This window comes from Micromonospora sp. NPDC005686 (assembly GCF_042871665.1).
Lineage (GTDB): Bacteria > Actinomycetota > Actinomycetes > Mycobacteriales > Micromonosporaceae > Micromonospora.
Genome location: NZ_JBIAIY010000003.1, coordinates 337,508 through 350,364, shown reverse-complemented (window position 1 = coordinate 350,364; position 12,857 = coordinate 337,508). Strand labels below are relative to the sequence as shown.

General features: G+C 74.8%; 10 protein-coding genes. 1 reads left to right on the top strand and 9 read right to left on the bottom strand.

The features are described from left to right. Positions 1–2: 2 nt before the first annotated feature. The 5 genes from ACFYON_RS08695 to ACFYON_RS08675 form a co-directional block, all read right to left on the bottom strand. On the bottom strand, positions 3–386 hold the full coding sequence (locus tag ACFYON_RS08695; RefSeq protein WP_354863953.1) for a DUF1622 domain-containing protein: 384 nt from the start codon (positions 384–386) through the stop codon (positions 3–5). A 76-nt stretch (positions 387–462) separates the two neighbouring features. After that, positions 463–1,128, bottom strand: coding sequence for a TcmI family type II polyketide cyclase (locus ACFYON_RS08690; protein ID WP_354863955.1), 666 nt, complete (start codon positions 1,126–1,128; stop codon positions 463–465). A 52-nt stretch (positions 1,129–1,180) separates the two neighbouring features. Then, on the bottom strand, positions 1,181–2,407 hold the full coding sequence (locus ACFYON_RS08685) for a cytochrome P450 (protein WP_354863957.1): 1,227 nt from the start codon (positions 2,405–2,407) through the stop codon (positions 1,181–1,183). Further along, the gene (locus tag ACFYON_RS08680) at positions 2,404–2,724 is read right to left on the bottom strand and encodes an antibiotic biosynthesis monooxygenase family protein (protein ID WP_354863959.1); all 321 of its coding nucleotides are present in this window, start codon (positions 2,722–2,724) and stop codon (positions 2,404–2,406) included. The genes ACFYON_RS08685 and ACFYON_RS08680 overlap by 4 nt, the downstream gene beginning before the upstream one ends. Continuing rightward, a complete protein-coding gene (locus tag ACFYON_RS08675) occupies positions 2,721–5,000 on the bottom strand; it encodes an FAD-dependent oxidoreductase (RefSeq protein WP_354863961.1) in 2,280 nt (759 codons plus the stop codon). Before ACFYON_RS08675 ends, ACFYON_RS08680 begins: the two co-directional genes overlap by 4 nt. A gap of 182 nt (positions 5,001–5,182) precedes the next feature. Here ACFYON_RS08675 and ACFYON_RS08670 point away from each other — a divergent pair, with 182 nt between their 5' ends. Continuing rightward, positions 5,183–5,941 (top strand): class I SAM-dependent methyltransferase, encoded by a 759-nt coding sequence (locus tag ACFYON_RS08670; protein ID WP_354863963.1) that lies wholly within the window; start codon positions 5,183–5,185, stop codon positions 5,939–5,941. 32 nt (positions 5,942–5,973) lie between these two features. Here ACFYON_RS08670 and ACFYON_RS08665 read toward each other — a convergent pair whose 3' ends face one another. From ACFYON_RS08665 to ACFYON_RS08650, 4 genes are all read right to left on the bottom strand, one after another. Further along, entirely contained in the window at positions 5,974–8,682 is a 2,709-nt protein-coding gene (locus ACFYON_RS08665) for a LuxR family transcriptional regulator (protein ID WP_355014840.1), read from the bottom strand. A 93-nt stretch (positions 8,683–8,775) separates the two neighbouring features. Beyond that, positions 8,776–9,663 carry an alpha/beta hydrolase gene (locus ACFYON_RS08660; protein ID WP_354863967.1) on the bottom strand — a complete coding sequence of 296 codons (888 nt, stop codon included), beginning with the start codon at positions 9,661–9,663 and terminating at the stop codon, positions 8,776–8,778. 140 nt (positions 9,664–9,803) lie between these two features. Continuing rightward, positions 9,804–10,934 carry a glycosyl hydrolase gene (locus ACFYON_RS08655; RefSeq protein ID WP_354863969.1) on the bottom strand — a complete coding sequence of 377 codons (1,131 nt, stop codon included), beginning with the start codon at positions 10,932–10,934 and terminating at the stop codon, positions 9,804–9,806. Between the two features lie 17 nt (positions 10,935–10,951). After that, on the bottom strand, positions 10,952–12,820 hold the full coding sequence (locus ACFYON_RS08650; protein WP_354863971.1) for a glycosyltransferase family 2 protein: 1,869 nt from the start codon (positions 12,818–12,820) through the stop codon (positions 10,952–10,954). Positions 12,821–12,857: the final 37 nt, after the last annotated feature.

Genomic DNA, 12,857 nt, shown 5'->3' with positions numbered 1-12,857 from the left:
GGTCAGCGCTGGGGCCGGGCACCCACGCTCGGCCGGTCCACCGGAGGGCGGCCCTGCCAGGGCCAGCGGCCGTCCAGCTCCACCTCGAGGGAGAAGCTGAGGAACGTGCGGACCAGCACGATCAGCGCCAGCACACCGACGCTGGTGAACGTCGGCGACACCGCGACCGTACGGATGATGTCGCCGCCGACCAGGAACTCCAGGCCGAGCAGGATGGCCCGGCCGACCCCCTGCCGGTACGCCCGGTAGTGCGCGACCACCGCCCGGGTCCGGGCGCAGCGCACCGCGAACACCGCCGTGGCGACCGCGACGCCGGCCGCGATGACGAGCACCCCGGCCAGGTCCAGCAGCGCCCCGACGTGCTGGACGATCTCCTTCGTCGACACCCGGCACCCCCGCCCCAGCCTGGCGTACGGCCGGTAGCGGGGGTGGCGTTTCCGCGCTCCCGGGCGACGGGAGGGCTCAGTCCTGGGCCTGCCAGCGGTAGAAGACGGTGGCCAGCGAGTCCTGCGGGCCCTGCCACTGCTCCGGCCGGTACGGCTCGATGTACGGGCCGAGATCCTGCATCACCTTGCCGAAGGCCGGCTTGTCGCCGTGCCGGTCCCGGGTCGCCTCGGCCGCCGACGACTCCTGTTCGAGCAGGTGCACGTACACGTCGTCGATGGAGTAGAGCCACCGCCCGGTGACGCCGAGGTCGGCCGGGAGCGAACCGGCGTCGGACTCGGCGAAGACCCGCGCGACGTCCGGTTCGGCGCCGGGCTTGATCCGCCCGACGATCACGGTGAGCGTGGTGTCGGCGGGCGGCTCGCCCTCGGGCGCCCAGTGGTAGAACTCCTTCGCCACCGAGTCCGACGGGTTCTTCCAGTAGCGCGGGTACGGAGTCACGTACGGGCCGATCTCCTCGGCGATCTTCTGGAAGGCGGGCAGCCCTCGGGTCTGCCCGGAGATACGCGGGTCCTGCTCCCGCTCGATCACGTGGATGTAGAGATCGTGGTGGGACAGCAGGTACCGGCCGATGACGCCCAGATCCTGCGGGCGGGTGGCCTGGTCGTAGTGGCCGAACACGCCGCCGACGATCTGCTCGCTGCCGGGGACCATGTGACAGACGATCACGTTGCGGAAGACCATGACTGCTCCTTGGTGATTGCGACGGGGGCGGCGGCGCGAGGTGGCGGCGCCGTCAGACGGTGAAGGTGACAGGCAGTTCCAGCAGACCGCGGAACGGCGAGGCGGCGGGGAGCCGGCGTACCTCGGCGAGCGGCACGCCCAGGCGCAGGCCGGGCAGCCGGCGCAGCAGCGCGCCGAGCGCGAGTTCGGCCTCCATCCGGGCCAGCGAGACGCCCAGGCAGTAGTGGACGCCGTGCCCGAAACCGAGGTGCGGGCCCCGGACCCGGCGCAGGTCCAGCCGGTCCGGGTCGGCGAAGTGCGCCGGGTCGTGGTTGGCCGCGTTTATCGCCACCCCGACGATCGCGCCGCGCGGGATGCGTACGCCCTGGTAGTCGACGTCCTCGGTGGCGATGCGCGGGCTGGCCACCGGCAGCGGCCCGTCGAAGCGCAGCAGCTCCTCGATCGCCGCGGGCAGCAGGCGCGGCGAGTCGCGCAGCAACTCCATCTGCTCGGGGTGGGTGAGCAGGGCCAGCACGGCGTTGCCGAGGAAGTCGGCGGTGGTCTGGTGCCCGGCGAACAGCAGCAGGAACGTGGTGGTGACCAGCTCCGCCTCGGACAGCGTCCCGTCGCGGTCGACCGCCTTGATGAGCGCGGCGATGATGTCGTCGGCCGGGTCGTCGCGCTTGGCGCGGACCAGGTCCGCCAGGTAGTGGTGCAACCGGAGCTGGGCCTCCTGCACCGCTGCCCGTTCCTGCTCCGGCGGCCGGCTGCCGGAGCCGGAGGTGCGGATGACCTGGGTCCAGTCGAGCACCCGGTCGTGGTCGGCCGGCGGCACCCCGAGCAGTTCGCAGATGACTGTCATCGGCAGCGGGATGGCGAACTCGTGCATCAGGTCCGCCTCGCCGTGCGGCGCCATCTTGTCGATGAGCTGCTCGACGATCGACGCCACCCGGGGGCGCAGCGCCTCGATCCGCCGGGGCGCGAACGCCTGCGACACCACCCGGCGCAGCCGGGTGTGCTCGGGCGGGTCGGAGTTGAGCATGTTGCGGTTCAGGCCCTCGGAGTTCGGGCCGAAGATCTTCAGGTAGTGCTGCTCCGGGCCGTACAGGTCCTTGGACAGGCGCGGGTCGGTCAGCGCGGTGCGCGCGTCGTCGAAGCGGGTGATCAGCCAGGAGTCGAAGCGCGGCGAGCCGACCGGGCAGACCGGCCGGTCCGCGCGCAGCCGGGCCAGCGCGGGGTACGGGTCGGCCGCGAACGCGTCGGTGTAGAGCTGGCTCGCCGGCACCACGTCGTCGGTCATCGCCCCTCCCTCATCTCGCCGGTCACGCTGTGCAGCACCTGGTAGGTGTGCCGGTCGGCGGACTCGCGCAGCTCGCGGATGATGCTCAGCAGCCGGTCGCGGTGCGTGCTGCGGCCGAACGCGTCCAGCCGCTCGCGGTCCGCCCAGTCGCTGATGATCAGGTAGCTGCGCGGGTCGTCGGCGTCGCGGACCAGGTCCTGGTGCAGGCAGCCGTCGAGCGTGCGGATCTGTTCGGCGGCGGTGAGCCACTCGGCCTCGAAGCGCTCCTCGCAGCCCTCCCGGGTCCGCATCGACAGCACCGTCCGGACCCGGCTCACCTCGCGCTCCCGAACACCAGGTGCAGGTGCTTGCGCAGCGCGTCCGGGTCGACCGGGGCACCCCGAAACCCGACGTGCCCGTCCGGGCGGATCAGGTACAGGCCGGTGCCGTCCAGCCCGTACGCGGCGCGGAAGCGGCGCCCGGCGTCACGCACCACTGGCGGGTCGAGCAGTCGCGGCTCGTCGGCGTCCGGGTCGAGCAGCAGGTACGCGTCGAGTTCCCCACCGGCGAGCCGGCGCGCGTCGGCGCACAGGCCGGTGAACGCGGCCAGCTCCCCCGCGTCGGCCGTGCGGTCGGCGTAGAGCAGCAGCGCGTGCCGGGTGCCCCGGGTCAGGTCGCGCAGCCGCAGCGGGTGGCCCACCCCGCGCCGTCGCAGCCCGTCCACGTCGGGCGCGATGTCACCGGGGCGGGGCGCGTCGCCGAGCGCGGCCGGGTCGGCGACGGTCTCCCCGACCAGCGGGCTGCCGGCGTAACTGAGCAGCATCGACATCTCCTGGAGGAACTGCCGTTCCAGGTCGGCGCGGTCCACCTCCTCGGTGCCGGCCATCCGTACCGCCCGACCGACGATCTCCTCGCCCTCCGGGCGGCGCTCGGTCTCGTAGCTGTCCAGCAGACCGGGCGCGGCGAGCCCGCGTACCGCCAGCGCCAGCTTCCAGGCCAGGTTCCAGGTGTCCTCGATGCCGGTGTTCATGCCCTGGCCACCGGCGGGCGGATGCAGATGGGCGGCGTCCCCGGCGACGAACACGCGGCCGTCGCGGTAGCGGTCGACGATGCCGTGGCTGATCCGGAACACCGACGACCAGCGCAGGTTGGTCGCCCGGGTGCCAGGTGGCGCGAGGCGGTCCAGCGCGGCCTGCACGTCCTCGATGGTCGGCTCGTCGAGCTCCTCGCTGAAACCGGGCGGGGCGTCGCGCCCGCCGGTCTGGGCGAAGAACCGGGGCGGGGCCAGGGTGGCGATGCGGTAGCGGTGCTCGCCGCGCAGCGGCACACAGACGAGCATCCCGTCCATCTGCCCGTCGGTCATGTGCAGGAACCGCAGCAGGTGCCCGTCCGGCATGTCCCAGTCCACGTCGACGTCCACCAGCATGAACAGTTGCGGGAACCGGCCCAGCCCGCCGGTGAAGGTGAGCCCGAGCCGCTCCCGTACCCGGCTGTGCGCGCCGTCGGCGCCGACCAGGTACGCCGCGCGTACCGTCTCGGTGCCGCCGTCGGCGGTGCGGACGGTGGCTGTCACACCGTCGGCGTCCTGGGTGAAGTCCACGAGTTCGGCGCCACGCTGCGGGCGCACCCCGAGTGTGGCCAGCCGGCCGGTGAGGATCCGCTCGGTCTCGTACTGGGGCAGCCCGAGGTGGGCGTACGGCAGGCCGGGCAGCTCCCAGCTCATCCGGTGGGTCTGCGCGCCGTTGACGAAGACCATGTTGCCGGTGAGCCAGATGCCGGCGTCCATGGCCTCCCGGACGACGTCCTGTTCCTCCCAGATCTCCATCGTGCGGCAGTGCACGCCGATCGCCTTGTCCGCGTGGCCGGGCGGGGTGACCTGTTTGTCGATCACCAGGCAGCCGATGCCCCGCCGGGCCAGTTCGACGGCGGCGGTCAGCCCGGTGGGTCCCGCCCCGACGACGAGTACGTCTGTTGTCCTGTGCACGTCGGCCTCCCAGCCCGTAGTGGGGTGTCGGCGGCCGTCCACGTCGGGAACGACGTGGAACAGCCGACGCCGGATGTCGAGAAGGAACGGCGCGATCGGCCCGGCCTGCGCGGAGGCGTGGGCCGGGTCACCGATCCAGGCGAGGAACGGCGCGCGGCCGTCCCACTCGGCGAAGATGTGGTGGATGTCCGAACCGGGCTGGCGCAGCAACTGCTCGCGGCGGTAACCGGGGATGGCGGTCATCCGCCGGAGCACCTCGGGGTAGCCGCGGTGGAACTCGGCGAGCCGGTCGAGCGGCACGGTCAGCTCGACGTCCACGTAGACCGGGCCGTCGCCGTCCCCGGTCTCCCGCAGAAGCGGATATCCGGGATCGTCGGCCGGCTCGGTCAGCGGCCGGAGCAGGTCGGCCAGGCGGGCCGCCACCGGCCCCCGCCGGTACGCGCGCAGCGCCACCTCGTCGGTCCATTCGGTGACGACGACGAAGCCGCGCGGGTCGAGGGCGTCGCGCAGCAACTCGTGCCGCAGGTTGCCGGCCAGCGCGCCGAGCTGCCCGGCGACCGTCTCGAACGCCGGTCCGACCGCGGGCTCGCAGCCGGGGCGCGCGCGCAGCCGGAGCATCGTTCTGATCATGCAGCCCCCTCGGACGGTGCCGTCGTCGTGCCGCGACCCTGCCGCAGCGCGCGTCACCCGCTCGTCACCGTCGCCCCGGCGCGCGTCCGGTCCCGGTGACGGCGCCGGGACGGCCCGCTCTTATTGCAAAACTTTGGCAACAAGCCTCGACAGGACCGCGACGTGTAACTATCGTCAGCGGCATGACTCCTTACGACCTGGATGTGCGTGCCTGGCAGGAGAGCTGGGACCGCCAGCAGGAGACGTTCATGCCGGACCGGGAGCACCGCTTCGACGCGATGCTCGACGCCGTCGAGGCGGTCGCCGGTGACCGGCCGCCCCGGGTGCTCGACCTGGCCGGCGGCACCGGGTCGATCAGCCTGCGGACCCTGGCCCGCCGGCCCGACGCCGAGGTCACGGTGCTCGACCTCGACCCGGTGCTGCTCACCCTCGCCGGGGCGGCGCTGTCCGGGCGGGCCACCGTGGTGACCGCCGACCTCAACCGGCCCGACTGGGCCGCCGTGCTGCCGCACCGGGACTACGACGCGGTGCTCACCGCCACCGCCCTGCACTGGGTGGACGCTCCGCGCCTGGCCGAGCTGTACCGCGAGATCCGCGACGTGCTGCGTCCCGGTGGCGTGTTCGTCAACGCCGACCACATGCCCGACGACACGATGCCGACGCTCGCCGCCCGTCTCGGCGCACTGGCGAAGGCACGGCGAGACGCCCGGCACCGGGCCGGTGCGGCGCTGTCCTGGCCGGACTGGTGGGTGCAGGCCGCCGACGACCCGGTGCTCGGGCCGCTGGTGAAGAAGCGGCGGGAGATCTACCCGACCGGGCACAGCCCGGAGTGGAGCCCGCCCGCGGCGTGGCACCTGGACGCGCTGCGCGCGGCCGGGTTCGCCGAGGCCGGCGTGCTCTGGCGTGGCGGCGCGGACGCCGCGGTGGCCGCGCTGCGCTGACCCGGGCCGGGAGCGCCGGACCGGCCCGGCGATCAGGCCAGCAGGCGGGCCAGCTCGGTACGCGAGCGCACGCCCAGCCGGTGGAAGACGTTGCGCAGGTGGTGGTCGACGGTCCGGGTGGACAGGCACATCCGGGTGGCGATCTCCCGGTTGGTCGCTCCTTCCGCGACCAACCGGGCGATGTGCAGTTGCTGGCCGGTCAGCAACTGCTCCGGGCCGGGCCGCACCGGCCCGACCGACTCCCCCGCCGCGCGCAGCTCCTCGCCCGCCCGGTCGGCCCAGACGGTGGCGCCGAGCAGGGTGAACGCCTCCCGGGCCCGGTGCAGGTGCGGCCGGGCGTCCCGGGGCCGTCGCCGGCGGCGCAGCTCGCGGCCGAACAGCAGCTCGGTGCGGGCACGCTCGAACCGGTCGGTGTCGGCCGGGTGCAGCCGCAGCGCCGCGTGGAACTCCCGTTCGGCCTCCGGGCCGCCACGAGGGGCGAGCAGCGCCCGGCAGCGCGCGGCGAGGGCCCGCCGCGACGGGCTCGCCGTGCTGCTGGCCCAGTGGTCGAACACGGCGAGCGCGGCGGCCGGCCGCCCGCCGTCGTGGGCGGCGGCCTCCACCAGGTACGGCGTGGCCATCACCTGGACCAGCACCTGACCCCGGCCGGTGCCGGTGCGGGCCAGCTCGGACAGCCGCGCCGCCGCGTCGGCGTACCGGCCGTCGATCAAATCCAGCACGCCGAGGGCCCACCTGGCGTACGCGTCCGGCCGGCTCCCCGGCGCAGCCCCGTCCCCGATCTCGGCGATCCGGGCCAGCGCGGCGTCCCGGTCGGCGCGGACCGCCGCCAGCACGGCGAGGATGCCGAGGTGCACCTGGGCGCACACGTGCTGACCGGTGGCCCGGGCCGCGCGCACGCCCTCGCGGGCGGTCTGCGCCGCGGCCTCGTGCCGGCCCAGCCAGTACTCCGCGACGGCCCGCAGCTCCAGCGCCCGGGGCAGCAGGGACAGCTCGCCGCGCGAGCGGGCCACCTCCACCGCGCGGCCGGCGAGGCGGTGCGCGGGCGCGTCCACCGCGACCAGCAGGGCCGCCGCGGCGGCGCAGACCAGCGCGCCGGGGGTGAGCGTGGGCCCGGTCAGCCGGCTGCCGAGGACGACGACGCGGCGCAGCGCCGGGCCGCCGCGCGCGTGGTCGCCGCGCAGCGTCGCCCCGACGCCCGAGGCGAATGTGGCCAGCAGGTCGAGGCCGGGCGGGTCGCCGGGCCGCCGCAGCGCCTCGGCGCGGCGGGCCACTTCGGCGTACCGGTACTGGTCGCCGGTGACGCAGATGCCCTCACCGGCCCGAACCAGCGCCAGCAGCGCGGCTCGCCGGTCGACCGGCGCGACCGCGTCGGCGGCGGCCAGCAGCGTGGCGACCGCGTCGGCGGGCGCGTCGCAGCGCAGTTGCATGTCGCCGCGCACCAGGTTGGCGGAGGGTGATCCGGCAGGCACGCGCCGCAGCAGCCCGCGCGCCCGGTCCGGGTCGCCGGCGGTCCAGGCGCAGCGCGCCGCCGCGATGGTCAGCTCCGCGGCGCGCCCGGGGTCGGGGTTCAGCTCGGCGGCGCGGCGCAGCACTACCGCGGCGGCGGCCCGGTCCGGCACCTCGTCGACAGCCGAGGCCAGCTCGGCAGCGAGCACGTCGGACGGACAGTCGGCGGCGATGGCGTGGCGCAGCGCCCGGCCCAGCGGGCCCTCGGCCAGCGTGCCGGCCAGCAGCAGGTGGGCCGCGCGCAGGTCGGCGAGCGGCGCGACGGCGGTGATCATCGTGCGGGCCAGCGGGTGCGGGAACGTCACCCCGCCCGGCCCGGTCCGCAGCAGGCCGGCGGCCTCGGCGGGGGCGAGCGCCTCGACGGTCAGGCCGGTCGCCCAGGCGGCGCGGACCAGGATGCCCGGGTCGTCGCCGGGGTCCAGCGCGGCGAGCAGCACCATCCGCCGGGTCGGGACCGGCAACCGGTCCAGGCGGGCCCGGTACGAGGCGGCGAGCGCGCCGTCCACCGGCGGGGTGTCGGGCAGCGACGCCTCACCCCGCCACTGGGCCGGGGTGAGCGTGCCGGCCAGGTCGGCGAGCGCGGCCGGGCTGCCCCGGCTGAGCGTGGCCAGCGCGGCGGCCACCGGCGCGGGCGGGCGGTCCCGGAGCCCGGCGAGCATCGCCCGGCACTCGTCGGCGTCCAGCGGACGCAGCCGATGGGCCGGTACGCCGTCGACGGTGGCCGGGGCGGTCGCGGTCAGCAGCAGTGCCACCGGCAGCCGGCGCAGCCGGCGAGCCACCACGGCGAGCGTCCAGGCGCTCTGCGGATCCCCTGCGTCGAGGTCGTCGAGAGTGCACAGCAGTGGCCGGTCCACCGCTACCGCGGCGAGCAGGGAACGCACTGCCGCGGCCAGGGCCAGCCGCTGCTCGGCCGGGCACCCGTCGCCGCCGAGCGCGCGGCGCAGCAGCCGGCGCTGCCGCACCGGGAGGGCCGCGTCCGCGTCCAGCACCGGGTCGAGCAGGCGGTGCAGCCCGGCGTAGGGCAGTGTCGCCTCGTCGGCCAGGCCGACGCCGGTGAGCACGGCGCGCTCCCCCGCGCACCCGCGGGCGTACGCCAGCAGGGTGCTGCGCCCGGAGCCGAGCGGCCCGTGGAACAGCAGCGCGCCGCCGTCGTCGCGGTCGAGGAGCCGGCGGATCGCGTCGCGCTCGTCGTCCCGCCCCCACAAGGCTATATGCACTGTCGATGCAGAAACCATGCATGCAGTGTCACAGATGGGCAACCCGTCGGAAAAGAGGCAGACATGCTCCCGGGGTGGTCGCCGTGGCGACCACCCCGGGAGCGGACGGGCTCAGGCGCTGGGGCAGGTGTTGCGGTACTCCTGGATCGCCGACCCGCTCGGACCCGGGCAGAGGAACTGCTCGTAGCGGGTGTCGTCGTCGACGAACCGCTTCAGCCAGGCCACCATCTGCTTCGCCGTCGGCGTGTTCGTCGTCTGCGGGAAGAAGTGGCTCGCGCCGTCCAGCTCCAGGTACGCCTTCTCCGAGGACGCCGGGATGCTGTTGTAGAACGGGACCGAGTGGGTCGCCACCGGCGCCACGCTGTCGGTCTCGCCGCCGATGATGAGCGTCGGCACCCGCACCTCGGACCAGGTCTTGTCCAGGTTCCACGGCGCGAGCGGGACGGCGGCCTGCAACGACGGCCGGGCCGCCGCGGCCTCCAGGCTGCCGCCGCCACCCATCGAGTGCCCCGCCACGGCGAGCCGCGAGGAGTCGATGCGGCCCCGCACCGAGCTGCGCTCGGTCAGGTAGTCCAGCGCGGCCAGGAGCTGGCGGCCCCGGCTGTCCGGCTGGTCCAGCCGGGTGTTGGTCTCGATGCCGATCACCACGAAACCGTGCGAGGCGATCCGCGGTCCGAGCCAGCTCAGGCTGGACCAGGAGGCGGTGTAGCCGGGCGAGATGGCGACCGCGCCGAAGGTGCCCTCGGCGGTGCTGGTCGGGTAGTAGATGACGCCGCCGCCGAAGCCGGTCACGCTCAGCGAGGAGACGTTTATCGACGAGGTGGCGAACGGGCCGCGGCTGGCCTCCAGGACGGCGCTCGTGGGCGCCGGGCCGCGCTCGTAGGGGCTGGCCGCGTTCGCCGCGGCCGGGACGGAGAGGGCTCCGCCGGTGGCGAGCAGCGCCGCCACGGCGAGGCGGGCGAGGGCACGGACGGGGGTACGGGAACGGGTGGTGGGCACGTCGGTTACTCCTTGCGCCGGAATTACATCGACATGCGTCAGCATCCGCGCCCGGGCCGCTGGCCCGCATCGGCGAAATCACCGGTCCCTCGGTGAACCGCGCCGTCCGGCATGGCAGGTCGGCCGGGCCCGGTAGGGGATCAGGGCCCGGTGCGCGGCCGTACCGCCGGCGACCAGGTCACGTCGTAGCGCCGGACGGCCACCGCCTCGGCGAACGCGGTCGCCGCCGCCGGGGAACCGGCGATGCGCCAGTCCTTCTCCTTGTCCACCTCGAACCAGATGAGCCCGATCAGGTTCGGATAGCGGGGCAGGGCGCGGAAGGTGTCCCGGATCCACCGCGCCTTGTACCCGGCCGCGTCGGCGGCGCCGGTCTCGGTGACCACGAGCGGCTTGCCGGTGACCTTGCGGATCTCGGCGATCGTCGGGCCGAAGATCTGGTCGAACGACCAGTACGTCCTGGTGAACGCGCCGCTGCCGTAGTAGCCGGTGACGCCGACCCAGTCGACGTACCCGTCGCCCGGGTAGAGGCCGGTGAGCCCGGCGGTGGTCTTGTCCCAGCGGGCGTTCGGGCTCCACACCCAGGTGACGTTCGTGGCGCCGGCCTCGGTGAAGACGTCGTGCACGTGCCGCCAGGCCCGTACGTAGTCGCCCGGGCGGTTGCCGTTGGCCCGCTCACACCAGGGATACCAGTCGCCGTTCATCTCGTGTCCGAAGCGGATGGCGACCGGGTACCCCAGCGACCGGATCCCCCGCGCCCAGGAGCTCAGATAGGCGTCGAAGTCGCCGCCCGCGATGCGCGCCAGCCGGTAGTCCGGCTGGGTGGCGCGCAGCCGGTCGATCTGCCGGTCGGTCAGGCCGGTGCGCCGGGCCGCCCGGTCGACCGTGTGGTCCCACGGCTCCCAGCCGAGCATCGGCATCATGCCCCGCTCGGCGATCCGGTCGAACAGGGTGCGGTCGAACTCGGCCGACGCCCAGTCGGCGCCGAAGAGCATCACCTGCGGCGACCGCCCGGCCGCCTCGGCGAACCGGTCGACCGGCGCGAAGTCGTACGGGCCCTTGTCGGTCATCACCCCGAGGAACGCCTGCCCGGCCGGGGGGAACGGGCCGCCGCGCGGGCTCGGCACGACCGCCGCCGGCACGTCGGTGCTCGCCTGCGGCGTCGCCGGGGCGGGCCGCCGGGCCGAGGCGCCGGCGCCGGGGTCGCGCCACGCGCCGGGCGCCACCACGAAGGCGTACGCGAGCAGCAGCAACCCGGCAAGCGCCAGACCCACCCGGGGCAGCGTCGGCCTCAGCACGGCGCACCGCCGTCGGTCACTGCCCGGGGCACCACCTGGGGCTCACGGACCGTGTCGGCGGCCCGGACCCGGCGGGCCCGCAGGCTCTCCACCCAGGAGATCAGCGGCGGTGCGAGCCCGGTCAGCAGTGTCAGCGCCGGCCAGACCCGCAGCAGCGGGTAGTCGTGATCCAGCGCGAAACTCGCCGCGAGCAGCCCGGCGGCGGCGAACGCCCAGCACAGGTGCAGCCGGAACGTGCGCACCGACTCCACAGTGCGCAGCGCGCCCTTGGCGGTGACCACGAACCCGAGCTTGCGGCGCAGCAGGGCGCCCACCGCGGCGGCCACGTAGACCGGTCCGGCGAACAGGGCCAGCGCCATGCCGGCCATGCCCACCTCCTCCCGCTCGTGCGGGGCGATGTTGAAGCGGCGCAGCCACAGCCAGAGCAGGAACCAGGTGCCGATCGTGCAACCCCACAGCGTCGCCCAGACCTGCGGGTCGAGCCGGCCCGCGTCGACGCCGGTCAGCAGGTACAACGCGGTGGCGGCGTTGCCCAGCAGCAGGCTCACCGCCACGCTCGGGTAGTAGAACTGGAGCAGGCGGTACTGCCAGCGGCGGCGCGACGGCAGGTCGCGCGGCGTACGCAGGTCGCGCCGGAGCAGGATCTCGCAGATCCCGGCCGCCCAGCGCTTCTGCTGGTTGAAGTAGTCCGCCCAGGAGGTCGGCCCCTCGCCGAGCGCCACCACGTCCGGGGTGTAGACACCCTTCCACCGGTTGCCGGTGGCCGGGTTGACGGCGGCGTGCACCCGGATGCTGGTGAGGTGGTCCTCGATGATCGAGTCCTGGTAGCCGCCGACGGTCCGCCAGGCCGCCGGGCGGTAGAGGTGCCCGGTGCCGGTCAGCAGTGGCGCGTCCAGGCCGTTGCCGCCCCGGGCGATCAGCCCGTTGTAGAGGTACTGCTGCACCGAGGCGCCGTGGGCGACGAAGTTCTGGTGCATGTTGCCGTACACCTGGGGGGTCACCACGAACGCGACGTCCGGATCGCGGAAGTAGCCGAGCGTGCGTTCCAGGAGGTTCGGCAGCGGCACGTGGTCGGGGTCGACGTTCGCGACGACGTCGTAGCGGTGCTCGTGCTCGGCCCGCCAGGCGTTGTGGTTGCCGGACTTGGTCCGGGCCCGGAACTCGCCGCCGGGCCGGTTGTACTCGGGCCGGCCCTTGCGGGTGAAGTGGCGTACGCCCAGCCGCGCGGCCATCGCCCGGACCGCCGGGTCGTCGCCCTCGTCGAGGATCCACACGTCGACGTGCCCGCAGTAGACGATCTCCCGGAGCCGGCGCAGCGTCCGCTCGGCGACCTCGATCGGCTCCTTGCTCGGCACGATCGTGGTGAGCAGGGCGACCCGCAGGCCGACCGGCGGGTCGACCGGGACCGGGTCCCGGGCGTGGAAGGCGAACACCCAGACCACCACGTTCTGCGCCAGGCGGATCAGCTCGACGCCGACGACGACGCAGAACGCGAGCCGGGCGGCGGCCGTCTGCCAGCCGCCGAGCCCGACGACGCCCGGGCCGGGCACGTGCCGGGGCAGCAGCAGCCAGCCGACGAAGATCAGGCCGGCGGCGCTGTTGACCAGCACCAGCACGGTCAGCACCAGCCGCGCGGCCACCGAGGCGGTGGGGCGGAACTCGACCGCCGCGTCGGGGCGGCGGGGCGGGCGCAGCGGCCCGGCGGTGGCGCCGCAGCGCGCGTACGCCAAACGGGCGCTGACGTTGCGCTGCCGGCGGTCCGGGTCTGCGGGCGCCCCGGGCGGGGCGGGCGCGGCCGGGCGGGCACCCGGCGTCCCGGCCGTCGTGGCGCGGGACGGGCGTGTATCGGCGGCGACGGCCACGTTTTCCCCCCATGGTCTGCATCCGGCTCAGGAGCCG